Annotated in this window: 15 protein-coding genes and 1 riboswitch; of the genes, 7 read left to right on the forward strand and 8 right to left on the reverse strand. The window is 64.0% G+C overall.

What is annotated here, in order from left to right:
• Nucleotides 1–229: 229 nt before the first annotated feature.
• Nucleotides 230–1,135 carry a LysM peptidoglycan-binding domain-containing protein gene (locus tag FYJ28_RS01375; protein WP_154578023.1) on the reverse strand — a complete coding sequence of 302 codons (906 nt, stop codon included), beginning with the start codon at nt 1,133–1,135 and terminating at the stop codon, nt 230–232.
• A gap of 3 nt (nt 1,136–1,138) precedes the next feature.
• Nucleotides 1,139–1,312: riboswitch (cyclic di-AMP (ydaO/yuaA leader) on the reverse strand.
• Nucleotides 1,313–1,643: 331 nt separating this feature from the next.
• Here FYJ28_RS01375 and FYJ28_RS01380 point away from each other — a divergent pair.
• Nucleotides 1,644–2,279 carry an MBL fold metallo-hydrolase gene (locus FYJ28_RS01380; protein ID WP_195840572.1) on the forward strand — a complete coding sequence of 212 codons (636 nt, stop codon included), beginning with the start codon at nt 1,644–1,646 and terminating at the stop codon, nt 2,277–2,279.
• A 46-nt stretch (nt 2,280–2,325) separates the two neighbouring features.
• Here the strand turns inward: FYJ28_RS01380 and FYJ28_RS01385 are convergent, their stop codons facing one another.
• On the reverse strand, nt 2,326–2,715 hold the full coding sequence (locus FYJ28_RS01385; RefSeq protein ID WP_154578025.1) for a hypothetical protein: 390 nt from the start codon (nt 2,713–2,715) through the stop codon (nt 2,326–2,328).
• Nucleotides 2,716–2,968: 253 nt separating this feature from the next.
• Here FYJ28_RS01385 and FYJ28_RS01390 point away from each other — a divergent pair, with 253 nt between their 5' ends.
• Nucleotides 2,969–3,277, forward strand: coding sequence for a hypothetical protein (locus FYJ28_RS01390; protein ID WP_055241336.1), 309 nt, complete (start codon nt 2,969–2,971; stop codon nt 3,275–3,277).
• Nucleotides 3,278–3,458: 181 nt separating this feature from the next.
• Nucleotides 3,459–4,571, forward strand: coding sequence for a DNA alkylation repair protein (locus FYJ28_RS01395; RefSeq protein WP_229780081.1), 1,113 nt, complete (start codon nt 3,459–3,461; stop codon nt 4,569–4,571).
• Here the strand turns inward: FYJ28_RS01395 and FYJ28_RS01400 are convergent.
• The gene (locus FYJ28_RS01400; RefSeq protein ID WP_154578027.1) at nt 4,498–5,697 is read right to left on the reverse strand and encodes an XdhC family protein; all 1,200 of its coding nucleotides are present in this window, start codon (nt 5,695–5,697) and stop codon (nt 4,498–4,500) included. The two genes, FYJ28_RS01395 and FYJ28_RS01400, sit on opposite strands and share 74 nt — an antisense overlap.
• A gap of 245 nt (nt 5,698–5,942) precedes the next feature.
• On the opposite strand from FYJ28_RS01400, the gene FYJ28_RS01405 reads away from it, so the two are divergent.
• From FYJ28_RS01405 to FYJ28_RS01420, 4 genes are all read left to right on the forward strand, one after another.
• Nucleotides 5,943–7,298 (forward strand): TrkH family potassium uptake protein, encoded by a 1,356-nt coding sequence (locus FYJ28_RS01405; RefSeq protein WP_326831430.1) that lies wholly within the window; start codon nt 5,943–5,945, stop codon nt 7,296–7,298.
• Nucleotides 7,291–7,986 carry a potassium channel family protein gene (locus FYJ28_RS01410; RefSeq protein WP_154578028.1) on the forward strand — a complete coding sequence of 232 codons (696 nt, stop codon included), beginning with the start codon at nt 7,291–7,293 and terminating at the stop codon, nt 7,984–7,986. The genes FYJ28_RS01405 and FYJ28_RS01410 overlap by 8 nt, the downstream gene beginning before the upstream one ends.
• A gap of 134 nt (nt 7,987–8,120) precedes the next feature.
• Nucleotides 8,121–8,981, forward strand: a complete 861-nt coding sequence (locus FYJ28_RS01415; protein WP_326831431.1) for an oxygenase MpaB family protein — start codon at nt 8,121–8,123, stop codon at nt 8,979–8,981.
• A gap of 41 nt (nt 8,982–9,022) precedes the next feature.
• Nucleotides 9,023–11,080: a glycerophosphodiester phosphodiesterase family protein gene (locus tag FYJ28_RS01420; protein WP_154578029.1), complete on the forward strand. Its 2,058-nt coding sequence runs from the start codon at nt 9,023–9,025 to the stop codon at nt 11,078–11,080.
• A gap of 21 nt (nt 11,081–11,101) precedes the next feature.
• On the opposite strand, the gene FYJ28_RS01425 is transcribed toward FYJ28_RS01420, so the two are convergent.
• The 5 genes from FYJ28_RS01425 to FYJ28_RS01440 all read right to left on the reverse strand — a co-directional run bounded on the left by FYJ28_RS01425 (nt 11,102) and on the right by FYJ28_RS01440 (nt 15,696).
• Nucleotides 11,102–11,359, reverse strand: coding sequence for a metal-sensitive transcriptional regulator (locus FYJ28_RS01425; RefSeq protein ID WP_055241326.1), 258 nt, complete (start codon nt 11,357–11,359; stop codon nt 11,102–11,104).
• 434 nt (nt 11,360–11,793) lie between these two features.
• The gene (locus tag FYJ28_RS01430) at nt 11,794–12,447 is read right to left on the reverse strand and encodes a hypothetical protein (RefSeq protein WP_154578030.1); all 654 of its coding nucleotides are present in this window, start codon (nt 12,445–12,447) and stop codon (nt 11,794–11,796) included.
• A 126-nt stretch (nt 12,448–12,573) separates the two neighbouring features.
• The gene (locus FYJ28_RS17080) at nt 12,574–13,830 is read right to left on the reverse strand and encodes a glycerophosphodiester phosphodiesterase family protein (RefSeq protein ID WP_229780082.1); all 1,257 of its coding nucleotides are present in this window, start codon (nt 13,828–13,830) and stop codon (nt 12,574–12,576) included.
• Complete coding sequence (locus FYJ28_RS01435) at nt 13,787–14,905, reverse strand: alkaline phosphatase (protein WP_195840581.1); 1,119 nt, start codon at nt 14,903–14,905, stop codon at nt 13,787–13,789. The genes FYJ28_RS17080 and FYJ28_RS01435 overlap by 44 nt, the downstream gene beginning before the upstream one ends.
• A gap of 170 nt (nt 14,906–15,075) precedes the next feature.
• Entirely contained in the window at nt 15,076–15,696 is a 621-nt protein-coding gene (locus FYJ28_RS01440) for an L-threonylcarbamoyladenylate synthase (RefSeq protein ID WP_055241319.1), read from the reverse strand.
• Nucleotides 15,697–15,712 lie beyond the last annotated feature (16 nt).

Consider the following 15,712-nt stretch of genomic DNA (forward strand, 5'->3'; position numbering starts at 1 on the left):
GTGCTGGGCAATCGTGACGGAAGCGCGGATGCGGTACCAGCACATGGGTGAAGGTTCCGGCAGCCGCGAGTCTGGCAGTTTCCATTATTTCATGTCTTCGGCCGATGTACCGGTGTGCGTGCCAATCCCGTCCGGTTCGTAAGGCGGTTAAACCCGAAGTGCCCCTCCCGGTTCCGGGAAGGGCACTTCGGTGCAGGCGGCTGGGTGCCAGCGCGCCCGGCTGCGCGGACTATGCGCGGTAGTAGACGGGGCCGGAGCCGAGGTTGGCGGTGGCGATAACGGTCTGGTTGCCGTTCATTCCGCTGTGGATGGCCTGGCCGTCGCCGATGTAGATGGCGATGTGAGGGACACCTGCTCCGCCGTTGGCGTAGTAGATCATGTCACCCGGCTGCGGGTTGGATACCGGGGTGCCGTAGGCGGCCAGCTGTGCCGGTGCCAGGTCGCCCACCGAGTGGCCTGCTGCACGCAGTGCCTGCTCGACGAGGATGGTGCAGTCCTGCATGGCGCCCAGCTGGGCGTAGGCAGAGCTGAGCATGATCGCGCCGGTGCCTGACGCTGCAGCGGGTGCTGCGGCGGGAACAGCGGCCTGGGTGGTGACGTTGCTGTAGTCGGTGTAGGTTCCCGGGTCGGTGTAGGCGGCGGCCGGAGCAGCGGCTTCGACCGGAGCGGTGTAAGTTTCCACCGGCGCGGTGTAGGCGGCGGGAGCCGGGGCAGCTGCAGCCTCACCGGAGACAGTGATCACGTCACCCGGGTAGATGATGGATTCCATTCCCAGTCCGTTCAGCGCAAAGACGCTGTCAAGGCTGACTCCATAAGCGGCGGCGATTTCACCGAGGGTGTCGCCGGAGACTACGGTGTGGGTGGTTGCCGCAGCGGGGGCAGCGGTTTCGGCTGCCGGTGCCGCGACGGTTTCTGCCACGGGAGCAACGAAGCTGGCTGCTGCAGCCGGGGCGGCTGTGTCATTGGCAACGACGCCGGCCTGGGCCGGAGCTGCCATGCCGAACATCAGGCCGGAGCCTGCCACAACCGCTGCTGCGGTGCCGGTAACGGTGCGGGCTTTGCCCGGTGCTGCTTTTGCGATGGTGGTCCAGATGCTGGACTCAGCGCAGTGACGTCCGCGATTCTTAGAAGACAAGGTATTACCTCTCCCTATACCTGCGAGGTGAGCTGTCGGGTTCGGATGGGAGTCACCCGGCCGCCGGTCTCATCCGGTCGGCTTAACCCCAAGGATTCAAAGGACCCAAAAAATTGGTTCCCCCGCCCCTGCCGTCGTAGTGCAAAAGGGACCCCGGGCAAGCGGCAGAGTTAGGTAACGAGCCTGGGGGCGCCGCATCAGGTTTGCGGCATGCCAAGGACACTACACGGAAATTCATCTTGGTTGCAATTCGGTAACGGCGGCGTGTTGCCATTGTGTTGTTTGGATCACCATGCTAATAGACAGCCTGCTGTCTTCCTCAGTCACATGCGGCACAGGACTACCAGCCCGGCGGCGGTCTGCGATCCACATTTCTAAACCGCCCGCACACTCCGCGTTTTGCTGCACAGGGTGGCGGTTCCATCGATCAGGACTACCCTTAAGTACCCCCGTATTCCGGCGAAGGAGAGCGGTTGTGGTTCAGGAACCCAGTGGCAGCGGAGTCCGCTTGCCAGTCCAGGAAATCGTCCGCGAGATCGTCATTCCGGCCGGCGTTGCCGGTCCTGATCCCATGGTTATGGATGTTCGCTGCTATGCCGTGGCGCAACCCGGAGGGATTGTGGTCATTGACACAGGAATGCCCGACGCTGAGTCGGGAATTGCTGAGGCGGTGGAAGCGCTGGGGGGTTCATTCGGAGACGTTAGGGACATCATCCTGACGCATCTGCATATGGACCACGTGGGCTCGCTGTTCGCGATTGCCGAGCAGGCGCCAATGGCTGCCATTTATGCCGGTGGGCCCGATTCACCTGACATCCGGGCTCCGCGGCGGGTGCAGGGCCTGGGCGAGGGCGACTATGTTCAGGACCTGCAGATCTTCGCCACGCCCGGCCACACCCCGGGGCACGTGAGCGTGTTCCATGAAGGCTCCGGAACCCTGTTTATAGGCGACGCAGCCGTAAGTGCTGAAGGCGGAGTTGAGCGCAGCCCGGAAGCATTTACGTCTGATGCGGCGCGTGCGGAGGAATCCCTGGAGCGAATTGCCGCCCTGGAGCCCGAACGGATGCTCTTCGCTCACGGCGCGGAGATTGCTTCTCCCGTGCAGTCGCTGGCACGCCTGCTTGGCGGGCCGTACGGGAGCTAGGCCCCTGCCGGCCGGCTCGAGCCGCCAGAGGGGAGGTTCTGGCGCCTTATTTGGTGCTGAACCAGACGAACCAACCCGCTGCGGCGGCAGTGAGCACACCAGCGGCCACCAGTGCCAGGCCGGAAATGCCGGAGACGCCGGCAAGAAGCAGCCAGCACAAACCGAGCACGAGGGCGGCTGCACCGGCACAGAAAGCGCGGCTCCGGCCGGCGGATGCGCTGAGGTGCGCTGCAACGCTTGCGGAGCAGGTGAACGAACCGCCCAGTACGGCACCGCCAATCAGAGTCCAGAGGATGAAGCGGGCAGCATCCCCGGATTCGACCGTGTCCGCAAGGCGGAGCTGGAAGTTGAGGAGGCCCAGTCCCATCCCGACAACCGCACCAAAGGGGATGAGGAGAAAGATCTTCCTGCTGGCCCTGGCGGGCTTAGTGCTCATGGGTTCAACTCTATCGCCGCATCGTGAGGGCGGCGTCACTCGCCGGGGGCTATTTATGAATGATTCAGAATAACTGCTAATCTCGAAGCATCACGCAGAACGTATCCGTTCGGCGTTCCCGTCCGCCCCGATGCACGCCGGCGGCGGACCCGCAGCGAGGCCATGCCAGTGCCGGCTGCCCCGACTTAAAACCCATGCCGTCCCGGCGGCGCACTTTGTGCTGCCCGGAACAGACTGCTGTCTTAGGAGAATCGTGTTCAAAACCAAGAAATCCGCGCCGGGCATCACCTCCCCGCAGACCCGCGTGCCGGCCCTCGGCGGCAGCTATGTTGCCCGCTTTGGCGGAGCCGGGCCAGTTGCGTCAGCAGCAGAGCCCCAGGCAGAGTTCCGCTCCGTCCTGCCGTCCTACACCACGCAGTTCGACGGCGGGATCCGTTCCCGCCGCGATCCGGCAGTGGACAATTACACGGCGGCCTTTCCGGAAGCGTCCAGCCGGGAACCAGCCGTACTCCGGCCTGCCGGGATCGGCCGACGCGGCTGCTATACCGACGTTGACCTCTAACCGGGGCGCCGGGCTGACCGGCCGTCTTGTCCGGGCCGCGAGGGATCGGCACCACGGGGATGCCGAGGCCGTCCCGTATGAGTCCCGGTGCCGCCCGCTCCCTGCGGTTTCGGCACCGATAGAATGAATCCGGGAATCGGACAGTAGAGCAGGCAGCAGCGGGGGGAACACAATGGGCGCAATGGACAACCTGCTGGGACCGGCCGAAGTCGCCGTCCTGCACCGGTGCCTGGCCGCCGCCGCGCCGGTGCATGGGCTGCAGAAGCTGATGGAGTCCGTTCCAGCGCTCGACCCGCTTTCGCTGCGGTCCCGCACCGACCTGCTGGCCGGGGTTTTGGCCGGCGCATACCCTTCCTACGCCAAGGCATCTGCGGCCTACCGGTCCGCCCTGCAGGACCCGGGTTTTGAAGGATGGATTATGTGGCCGGTATCCGAGTCGGCCGTCACGCTGGCCCTTGCCGACGGCAGCAGTTCAGCTTTTGACGACGTCCTCGAGCTGCTGGCTGAACTGACGCCGAGGCTGACCAGTGAGTTCGCCATCCGCAGACTGCTTCAGGCGGACCTGAACCGTGCTTTGGACACAGTTGGGCGCTGGGTTGTGCACCCGGACCCGAGGGTGCGGCGCCTTGCCAGCGAGGGCACCAGGCCATACCTGCCGTGGGCTATTCGCGTCCCTGCGCTCACTGAACGCCCCCGGGCCACCCTGCCCATCCTTGATGCACTCCATGACGACCCGAGCGAGGACGTACGCCGGTCGGTCGCCAACCACTTGAACGACATCTCCCGCCATGCGCCCGAAATCACTGTGCAGACGGCGGCCCGGTGGCAGGAAACGGCATCACCGGCCACCCTCCGTGTCATTCGCCACGGACTCCGAACCCTGATCAAGAAGGCGGATCCAAACGCCCTGGCTCTGCTGGGATTCACCCCGGCAGAAATCACCGTCGAGGGACCGGAGTCCCCAACTGCGCGGCTGAGCCTTCCCGGCCGAATGACATTTGGCTGCACCCTCGAAAACACCGGCAGCACTGCAGCCCGTCTCGCCGTCGACTACGTAGTCCACTACGTCAAGGCGAACGGGCAGACTGCGCCCAAGGTTTTCAAACTGGCCGTGCTGGATCTGGCCCCGGGGGAGCGCCGGACACTGGGCGCTGCGCATGAATTCCGGCAGATGACCACCCGCCGCCACTATGCCGGCAAGCATTCCCTCCAACTGCAGGTCAACGGAGTCCGGTACGGCGGCCTGACGTTTGAACTTGAGCTGGCGGAAGCGGCTGATCCATCCGGGCAGTAAGCGGACGCTCCTGGTGGTGGATCCGTTCGTCGAGCAGCCGGAGCGGGATGCCTGATCCTCCCCAGGCCTTGCCGATGAACTCGGCGGCGATGGATACGGCGGTTTCCTCGGGAGTCCGTGCCCCAAGGTCCAGGCCGATTGGGCTGTGGAGAACCGCCAGCTCTTCGGCGCTGATTCCCGCCTCCGCCAGGCGCTGCAGCCGTTCCCGGTGGGTGCGCCGCGATCCCATGGCACCAACGTAGGCAACCGCGGGCCCGCCAAGGACTGCTGCCAGCAGAGGAACATCGAACCTGGGGTCGTGGGTGAGGACACAGACCACGCATCGGGCATCGATTAGCCCGGCGTCGAGCTGCTCCTGGTAATAGACATGGGGCCAGGCGGCAACCACCTTGGCTGCGTCCGGGAAGCGTCTTTCCGTCGCAAAGACAGGACGTGCGTCGCAGATGGTTACCTGATAACCCAGGAAAGCGCCCAGACGGGAAAGTGCTGAGGCAAAGTCAACCGCGCCAAACACAAGCAGCCGGGGAGGCGGAGCGAAGGCGCTGACAAAGACAGACATCCCGGTACCCAGCCGTTCCCCGTCAGGCCCGTAGGTGAGCACACCGCTGCGGCCCCCGGCAATCAGGCCTGCCGCGTCGTCCGCCGCGGCCTGGTCTGCCCGCGGACTTCCCAGGGAGCCCAGTACCCCTTCCGGCAGGACCACCAGTTTCCGTCCCAGCCGCTCCGGGTCCGGGTGCTCGATTATGGTCGCAATCCCTGTTCCCAGACCGGACCCAACCGCGGCGTGCGCTGGCCCGAGGACCGCAGACTGCGCGGGCGGGAGTGCCTCGATGAAGACTTCCATGGTTCCGCCGCAGGTCAGCCCAACGGCGAAGGCGTCACCGTCACTGACCCCGAAACTTGCCAGAACGGGTCCGGAGCCGGCAATGCAGTCAAGCGCCTGTTCGTACACAGCGCCTTCCACACAGCCCCCGGACACGGAGCCGACGACCGCGCCGTCACCGGTTACCAGCATCTGTGCTCCGGGAGGTCGGGGTGCGGAGTCGAAAGTCCGCACCACGGTGGCCAGTGCAGCAGTCCGGCCCGCTTCCCACTCTGCGGCCAGTGTCCGGTGGAGCTCGTGCATGGTTCAGCTGCTCCTCTCCCCGCCCGCACCCCTGCCTGGCTGCCCGCCGGGTGTCGGCGGGCCAGCAGCGGGGTGTACCCGTAGTTAATCCAGCGGCTTTTGGTAGAGCACTCTACAACCGGAGCTGCGCTGGGCAACCGGGACTTCGCTGCGTTTCGCCCCCGGGGCGGCCGGATCCGGATTGATTGAACCGGATAGGCCGCCGCGGCGGTGACCGGAGGGGGGCCCGGGCGTACTGTCAGTGTGTGGCTGAACACCCCAGGCAGGGACACCGCGGGCGGGTCTCGCGTCCTTCACAGGTGGTCTTCCTCGGTTTTGTGGCCGCTGCCCTCTGCGGAACGGGACTGCTGATGCTGCCTGTCTCCGATGCGGCCCCCGGCAGCGCCTCCTTCACTGATGCCCTGTTCACGGCGGTCTCTGCGCTGTGCGTGACGGGACTGTCCGTCGTCGAGACCCACGTGTACTGGTCCACCTTCGGGCACGTGGTCATCCTTGCGCTGATCCAGATCGGCGGACTGGGTGTCATGACGTTCGCATCCATCGTGGGGCTGGCCGTTATTGGCAGGTTCACGTTCCGTTCAAGGCTCCAGGCGATTGCAGAAAACCGGAGTCAGGAACTGGACGGGACCCCCAAGGTGGTCGCCGGCGTCGTCAAGATATCCCTGGGAACGGAAGCGGTAATTGCCCTGGTCCTCGCAGTGCGTTTTTGGCTCGGATACGGAAAGGAACCCGGTGAAGCGCTCTGGCTGGCAGCCTTCCACGCCGTATCGGCCTTCAATAACGCCGGCTTTTCGCTGTTCGAAGGCAACCTTGAGGCCTACGCTTCAGACCCGCTGATCTGTCTTCCGGTGGCGGCAGCAGTGATTATTGGCGGGCTGGGCTTTCCCGTGCTGGTCCAGCTGCGGAGGGCCTGGCGACAACCGCTGCGCTGGAGCATCAACACACGGCTGGTGGTGTGGGGAACCCTGATCCTGCTGCCTGCGGGAAGCGTGTTCATAGCCGCCAGCGAATGGAACAACCCGGACACCTTTGGGGGAATGTCCGGCCCGGAGCGCGTGCTTGCAGCCTTCTTTATGTCGGTGCAAACCAGGACCGCGGGATTCAGTTCGATTGATGTAGCCCAGATGGAACCGCTGTCCTGGCTGGGCATGGATGTGCTGATGTTCATTGGGGCCGGACCTGCGGGCACCGGCGGCGGCATTAAGGTAACAACGTTTGCGGTGCTCGTGTTCGTCGTCGTGGCTGAGGCACGCGGCAACCCGGAAGTGAGCGCACTGGGCAAGGCACTGCCCGCCTACACTGCGCGCCAGGCGCTGGTAGTCGTGCTCGTTGCGGCCGGACTGATTGCGGTGTCAACCGCAGCCCTTATGGCGCTCACGGACTACTCAATGGATCGTCTGCTCTTCGAAACCGTCTCGGCCTTCGGGACGGTTGGTTTGTCTGCGGGGGTATCTTCCGCCCTGCCCGTAGCGGGGGAGCTGATCCTGGTGGTACTCATGTTCACAGGAAGACTCGGGCCCATCCTGCTGGCGTCGGCACTTGCCCTTCAGGAGCGCAGGCTCAAGTACAGACTCCCTGAGGAAAGGCCGATCATTGGCTAGGCTCAACATCTTTACCGGAAGGGAGTCGGCGCGGATCCGCGAGTCCGACGCCGTGGCAGTGATCGGACTGGGCAGGTTCGGCCAGTCACTCGCCCTCGAACTCATGGCCAGCGGAATCGACGTGCTGGGCATTGACGGGGAACAGCAGGTGGTCCAGAGCCTGGACGGACGCCTGACCTATGTGGTGATGGCGGACGCCACCCAGGAGGATGTGCTCCGCCAGCTCTCAATTCCCGAGTTCAACCGGGTGGTGGTTGCCATAGGGCAGGACGTTGGTGCAAGCATCCTGGCCATATCCCTGCTGCTGCGATTCGGAGTCCCGCAGATCTGGGCCGAAGCGGTCAGCGAAGCGCACGGTACGGTCCTGCGGCAGCTGGGTGTCCAGCACGTCATCTTTCCTGAAAAGGACATGGGACGGAGGGTTGCCCACCTGGTCCAGGGCAGCATGCTCGACTACATCCCCCTGGGCGGGGACTTCGCGGTGGTCGAGACCTCGCCCCGGCAGTTCCTGGCTGGTTCCACTATTCACGGGGCGGAAGTGCGCCGCCGCTACGGCGTGGTGATTGTGGCGCTGCGCAAGTCCGACGGCGAATGGAAGTTCGCGGAGCCGGACATAGTCCTCGAAGAGGGCGACGAACTCCTGGTTGCCGGCCCCACCGGGAAGGCCGAAGCCTTTAGCCGCCTGTAACCGGCGGATGCCCCAATTGTGTCGCAGTCATGACGCGGGTCCAGGGGCCGTGCTTATATACTCAACGCAAGTTGGACGTAGTCCAATTTTGATTGGCCATCCGGAACCCGTCCTGACCTGCATGAGGAGCAAATGTGACACAGACAGCCCGTCCAACCGATCAGCCGCGGCAGGACGACGGTTACTTTGGTCCGGAGAGCATCAGCTGGCGCCTCTATGCTGATCCGTCTTCCAAGCTTGGCGGAATCGCAGCACTGCTGCTCCAGGCCCTGAACCCCGGCATGATGCGGCTGTTCTCCGAAGTCAGCGTCACCGGCCAGGATGCCGCTGCCCGGGGGGAACGCACGGGGCAGTACATCGACACCACGATCTTCGGCGACAAAGCGCACGCCGACGCCGCTGCACGCGCCGTGCGGGGCATGCACAAGCACGCCAACTGGCAGGATCCCACTACCGGGGAAACGCTTCGTGCCAAGACCGGTGACTGGATGGACTGGACCCACAACACGCTGGTCTACGCCGTGCTGCGTGCTGCAGATGCCTTTGGGCCCAGTCTCACCGCCCAGGAGCGTGACCAGTTTGTGGTCGAGCAGCACATTGCTGCCGAGCTGGTCGGGATTGACCCGGCCCGTTTGCCTGCGACCTGTGCCGACCTGGAGAAGTACATTGACGACCAGCGCCACTGGCTGGCGCTCTCCCTTCCCGCCGCTGAAGTGAGCCGGGCGATCCGCAAGCCGTCGCTCCGGGGCAATCCGGTGAAGGTCTGGACGGGAATCGTTATCCAGGACGGGATACTTTCCCTCCTGCCGGACTGGGCGCTGCTCCTTTACGGTGTGGCCGGGCGGCCAATGAACCTGCGCGGTGCGGCAAGGACCACCAGGGGAATGATGGCGGCGGCGCGCCGTAACCACTCCTACGAGAACGTGATTACTGGCCTGACCACGAAAGTCGACACGCATCCGTACCGAAAGGTGCGCAACCGTGCAGGCAAGTAGGCACGAAGTGTGGTCCCTTTATACCCGGGCTCAGTGCGTTCATGGCCGTTGACAACAGGCAAAGCCCGGGCGGGAAGGTCCGGCCGAACCTTTCGCAGCGTGCCGCCGGAATTCCGCGGCTGGCCAGACGGGCGGGCCTTCAGGAGTGGCCGGCCGGCCTGCGCAGCCGCGTTCTGTTCCCCGCCCTCCTGAAGGCAGGCTGGTCGATCCTCAGGCGGGGCGGCTGGCGGCTGCTTCTGGTGTATGCGCTGAGCCAGGCCGTGCCGCTGGCGATCATCTCCCCGCTGATCCACTGGATGTTTACCGAGGCACTTGCTGCTGCCGGGGTCCATGCAGTGGATTCTGCAGCCTTGGCCTCGGCCTTCGGCAACGGGCGTTCACTTGGATGGATTGCGGCCATTTGTGTCCTCGCGGTGGCAACGGTTTCCCTGCAGCTCAGCGTGCTGGTGGTGGCTGCCGGGCGGGTGCGTTCCGGTCTCAGTCTTGGCCCTGCAGCGCTGTTTCGCGGGATGCTTCCCGTCTTGAAGCGCCTTCCGCGGCTGGGATCCCTTCCTCTTGGGGTTTACCTGTTCCTGGTGGTTCCCCTAACCCAGGCCGGTCTATTTTCAGTCCTTACGCATTCAATTGCCGTTCCGAATTTCGTCTCGGGTGAGATGCTGAAGTCCACACCGGGAACCCTGGCTTACGTGGGTTTCCTGATGGTTGTGGGTACTCTTGCGCTGCGTTATTCGCTGGCGGTTCCGTTCTTTGCCCTGGGAGGAGTTGCCGGCGGCAAAGCCATGAGGCTTAGCTGGCAGGTGACAAGCCGGACCACGCTTGCTTTGCTGGCTGCGGGTGCGGCGGCAACGGCCGGTGCGTTGCTGGCCGGCGCAGCTCTGGTTTTCCTGTCCCTGCTCCCCACCCTTGCTGCCGATTTGTTCCTGCCTGCGGGTGCAGCCCGTGTTGCTGCGTACAGTCTTGGAACCGCACAGGTGGCTGGTGTTGTTCTTGCCGGCAGTTTCGTCATGTTTATTGCGGGCATGCTGATCGAACTCACCGAACGCAGTCTTCCGCTGCTTCCGGGGAAGGTCACGTGGCATTCAGGTGACGACGGCGGTGTTGCGGGCGGGACCGCTGACAGCGCAAAAGCCGGTACCGGCACTGAATCCACAGGCGTCCACGGGCTTGGCCGGGGTGGTGGCTCCGGCGTCCGCGCAGCCGCGACGTCCAGCGCCCGCCATGGCACCCGCTCCGGCGCCGCGCGAGCCGGTGCGGCCAGTGCCGCCGTCGTGCTTGCCCTGATTTTGGGAACCCTGAACATTCCTGTGATGGAGGGACTGCGGGAGGTTCCCCAGGCCTTGATTCTGGGTCATCGCGGGTTCAGCGGCGGGGGAGCGGAGAATACGATCTCCGGGCTGCGTGCGGCTTCATCGGCTGGTGCCGACATGGTGGAGATGGATGTCATGCAGACCTCTGACGGCGGGTTTGTGGTGATGCATGACGCGTCTCTTCAGCGCCTGGCGGGCCGGAATGCTGCTGTGGCGGATCTGACGCTCGCTGAACTTACGTCGATGACTGTGCAGGACCAGTTTGGCCATACCGACTTGATCCCGTCCCTGACCGATTACGTCCGGGCCGCCCAGGAGATTGGGGAGCCGTTGCTAATCGAGATGAAGATGCACGGCGGGGAGACTGAGGACTATGTGGAGCGCCTGGTTGCCGAGCTTGAATCACTGGAAGCACTCGAAGAGAACATCTACCACTCGCTCGACAAAGACAGTGCTGAGGAGCTCAAGCGCCTGCGTCCCGGTTTGTACGTGGGCCTGACTATGGCTGTTGCTGGTGTAGCCGCGCCGGAGACCACTGCCGACTTCATTGTGGTTGAGGAGGCGTCATATACCGATGCTGTTCGGGAGTCGGCATGGAAAGACGGCAAGGAGTTCTACGTCTGGACAGTGAACGGACCGGAGGCCATTCGGAACATGCTGCGTGATGGTGTGGACGGGATCATTACGGACCATCCCGATCTTGCTTTGCAGGACCGGAACCAGATGGGACCCAATGAGCCCATGAGCAGCAAGTTGTATGACGCGCTTATGCGGTTCGTGGTGATTTTCTAGGGCTGCGGGGGGGCGCCGGAGCTAGGCCAGCGACATAAAGAGTTTTTCCATCTCTGCACGGTCCACCGCGGGGTCGTCGCTGGTCAGGCACTGTTCAAGGCCCGAGGCGATAATCGCAAAACCTGCACGGTCCACGGCCTTCGAGACTGCCGAAAGCTGAGTGACAATGTCCTTGCAGTCACGGCCTTCCTCCAGCATGCGTGCGACCGCTGCCAGCTGTCCCTGGGCGCGCTTGAGACGGTTGATGATGGGGCCGGTGTCTTCGCTGTCTAGCTGCATTTGTGTCTCCTGTGCTGCGTGATGCGGGTGTCTGACTCCCGTACATGTTATACCCCGGCGGGTAATTTGCATACCCCTAGGGGTATCCCTCATAGTGGTGCTGTTGCCAGGCAAACGCCCTGGTGGACGATTCATAGCAAGGAGAAAACCATGTGCCGTGCCGTAAAGTGCCGTAGCTGCGGAAAATCGACCTGGGCAGGGTGTGGAAACCATGTGCAGGAAGTCATGCGGAATATCCCGAAGTCTGACCGCTGCACCTGCGACCGGAACGCGCCCAAGCCCAAGCCCGAAAATGCCGGCTGGCTGGCCAAACTCTTCGGCCGGTAAGGCACACCGGGAGACTGCACCGCGCCCATGGGGGCCCGCTGATCATGCGGGTGTGAAGCCGGCGCGTACGGGCGGACCGCGCCGGCTCCCGGCCTGGAACGCCGGTCCTAGAGGACAACTCCATCGGGCAGTTCGGGAGCATCAAACTTCTGCCGCTCACACTCCGCCTGCAGGGGCGGATACGTCTGGGCAATCAGGTCCAGGATCCGGTTCCGCACAATCAAATACGCTTCTCCCACGCCAACAACGCCCTTGAACTCCTTCAGCTCCTCCTCATAGGAGGTCTGCCTGTGACGGAGGTAGTTCACGGTCATCCGGTCACGCCGCGCCTGAGACGTCCGTGGGCCAGCCGGAGACTGATTCCTGCGCAACCGGGAATTGTAGTGATCCAAAGCCAGCTGCTGGACTTCGTCCCATGGTTCCGGATCAATCCGCAGCTCCAAAGCCCTGGCCGCAGCAACAGCCTCCTTCTTCTTCGCCAGCGCTCGTTCCCGAGCAGCCAGCTGGCGCTTACGCGATGCTTCCCGGGCCCTGCGGAAATCCTCTGTGGCTTCAACGGCCTCCACTCTCTCCCGGGAGTAGAGCTTCATGGGCGCAGCCTTCCTGGAGAACGGATTGCGTGCGGTGCGGTCCGGTTCCGGGAGGAAAGTCCTGATCTGCGTCTCAGTCCATCCCCGTTCCTTCCTAAGGTCCGCCGCAATCAGGAAATCTTCACTGTTGGCAGGCTTCGGACGCGGCGGATGGTGCTTTCCACGGGACATAGGTGCTTCTTCGATGGTGCGGGCAGGGCACCCTCCAGTCTAGTGACTCATCCGGCACACAGAACGACGGCGGCCCCGGCCCGTCCGGGCGCGGAAGCCGCCGTCGCCGGTCAGTCCCGGATAAGGCTAGGAACGGCCGTAGGCCCGGGGGAGCGGGATCCCGCGCTGCTCCATCACCAGCCGCAGCCTGGTCGGATAGTCAGTGATGATGCCGTCCACACCGAGGTCAATCAGATAGTTCATGACCGCAGGCTCGTTCACCGTCCACGGCACGATCTTCAACCCCGCCTCCCTGGCCTCGGCAACCATCTGCCGGGTGACGGAGGTGTAAATCGGTGAAATCACGTCGTAACCCTGGGCGGCAGCGGCCTTGACGGCAGAACCGTCGTAGTCATCAATATCGATTCCGCCGAGGATCGGCGCAGCTCCGGGCTGGCCAATCTCCAGTGTCCCGGGTGCGGCAACCAGCGCAACGCGGGGCAGCCGCGGAGCCAGGCGCCCAACCAGATTCAAAGCTGACCAGTCAAAGGACTGGATAGTCACCCGGTCTGACATACCGGACCTGCGGACTTCATTCACCACGGCTCGGGCAAGGGCTTCCATTCCCGGCCCGCCGGCACGGCCGTCCTCAACTTTTGTCTCGATATTGAAGCCAACATTCCGGGCCCTCAGCTCCTTGGCCAGGGCGAAAACGTCCTTCAGCTCCGCGATGCGGTTCCCCTCAACGACCTGCTGTTCGGGATACCCCGGAAGCTGTGCGAAGCCGCAGTCCAGGGTCTTGAGCTGCGCCAGCGTCAGCTCTGCAACCCGGTCGCCCACATAAGGGAAGTCAGGGTCGTTGGCGCCGGCAGGTTCAGTGTCACGGCATTTCGTGGCCAGGATGACGTCGTCATGCCAGACGACGACGGCGCCGTCCTCACTCAGGTGCGTGTCCAGTTCCAGCGTGCTCACGCCCAGCTGAAGCGAATGCCTGAATGCAGCCAGCGATTCCTCGGTGTACTCGCCCCGCCCTCCGCGGTGGGACTGGAGGTCCAGGGCGGAGCGTTTGGCGCCGGTCCGCATCTGTTCAACCATCACGTCGAAAATGTGCGTGTCCTCGTAGAACCCGCCCAGCCTTTCCGACCCGGGTCCCATGGCGGTGAGCGGGACGTCAAGGGCCGTGTGGCCGTCGGTTGTCCAGTCAACACTGAAGACCTGGTCTGAGTTCGCGACGGGAAGCGGTCCGTCCTCCGCCGAGATCCCGTCGCCGGACTCATCCTGGTCGTCGTTGAACGCCTCGATGGTCATGCCGCCGGTCTGATGATCGCCGACGACAATCAGCAGAGTGTTGCCGTCTGCCTCAGCGAAGTCCCGGGTCCACTGCCACGGACTGCTCGAAGGCAATGCCTGACTTAATGGTCAGCTCGGCATCGTTGACGTGGGACATCGAGTCGATGCCCTCATCCTCCACGAGCAGGAAGAATCCCTCGCCCTCGGTTCCGCCGCCCCCGCCGTGTCCTCCTCCGCCGCCGTGCCCGCCGCCGTGCCCGCCGCCGTGCCGGGCCTGCGGTGCGGAGGTGGAGAGCAGCTCCAGCGCTTTCTGCGTCATGGTGGTCAACGGAACCGTCGGTTCGTAGATCTCCTCGAGGTCGTCTCCGTACTGGAACATTTCCTCGTTGGCGAACAGTCCGAGCACCTTCGGGCCCTGGGCTTGGAGGAGCCCTGCCTCATCCCAGACGTATTCATAACCGTCGGCCTGTGCCTGCTCAACCAGGTTGACGGTGCCGGTGCTTTCCTCGGACGGATCCTCAGGCGGGTTGTCCGGGTGCATCCCGGGGTTTCCGGCCGGATACCAGTGGTCCTCGCCGCCGCCCAGGATCAGGTCCGGCCGGCTGGACTCCAGGAACTGGCGGGCAATTTCGCTCTGCGCGCCGCGGTCCGCCACATGGGCACCGAACGCCGCCGGCGTGGCGTCCGTTACCTGGGCAGTGGTAACCAGCCCTGTCGATTTGCCCAGGGCAGCTGCGATCTCCAGCGCCGTAGGCACCGGCAGTCCATTGAGGTCGACGCCGATTGCCCCGTTGTATGTTTTCACTCCGGTGGACATTGTGGTTGCCGCCGCAGCCGAGTCGGTGACGAAGGTTTCCGGATCAGCCGAGTTGGTGTGCACCAGGCCAAGTTCCGGCAGCGAGTCCATCACCAGTTCACCGGTAAGTCCAACGTGAGAGAGCCGGATGGCGTTGCGCTGGGCCGTGCCCATGCCGTCGCCTACCATCAGGATGATGTTCCTGGCGGCCTGCGGTTCATCGGGTCTCGGCTTCTTGGGGCCGCGGTCCTTCTTGTTCCCCGCCGGCTGCAGGTCTGTCTGTCCGGCTGGGGTTTCCGTCGGGTCGCCGGCAAGGCCGGACCCTCCGCTGCAGCCGGAGAGGATCAATCCGCCCAGTATCGCCGTCGTTACTGTCAGTCTTCCCTTGTTCATTTATGGATTCCCGTCTCAGAGTGTGCGAGTGGTGACGCAATCCCCCCAATCAAGTGCGTTCACCCTTCGGGAGCACTGCGGGAGTGTCAACAGCAGCCGGGAATATAGGGGCCGGGCACGCAGGATCGCTGCGGCTTCAGAGCCAGGGCGAACCAGAGGCAGGGCAGCGCCTACTCGAACCGGGACGCGTCTCCGGTTCCGTGGCGCACCACCTCGGCAACACCCGAGGAAAAGTCGACCACGGTCGTAGGATCCGGACCGCAGTGGCCCGAGTCGACCACTCCGTCCAGGACGTGGTCCAGGCGTTCCTTGATTTCCCAGCCCTCGGTCAATGCCTCCTCCTGGCCCGGCAGGAGCAGTGTGCTGGAAAGAATCGGCTCATCGAGGTCCGCGAGAATGGCCTGGACCACCTTGTTGTCCGGGATGCGCACGCCCACCGTCTTCTTTTTGGGATGCAGCAGCCGGCGCGGCACTTCCTTCGTCGCAGGAAGAATGAACGTGTAGCTCCCCGGTGTCACTGCTTTCAACGAGCGGAAGACGTCGTTGTCCAGCTGGACAAACTGGCCCAGCTGGGCGAAGTCACGGCAAACCAGGGTGAAATGGTGTTTGGGATCAAGGTCCCGGATGCTGCGGATGCGGTCCAGGGCGTCGCGGTTGCCTACCTGGGCACCGAGTGCGTAGCAGGAATCGGTGGGGTAGGCGATCAGGCCGCCGCCGCGCAGCATGGCGGTGATCTGGCTGATAGTGCGGGGCTGGGGATTCTCAGGATGAACATCAAAGTATCTGGCCATGGGATGAGCTTACGCG

The sequence above is a fragment of the Arthrobacter sp. BL-252-APC-1A genome (assembly GCF_009696625.1).
Taxonomy (GTDB): Bacteria; Actinomycetota; Actinomycetes; order Actinomycetales; family Micrococcaceae; genus Arthrobacter_B.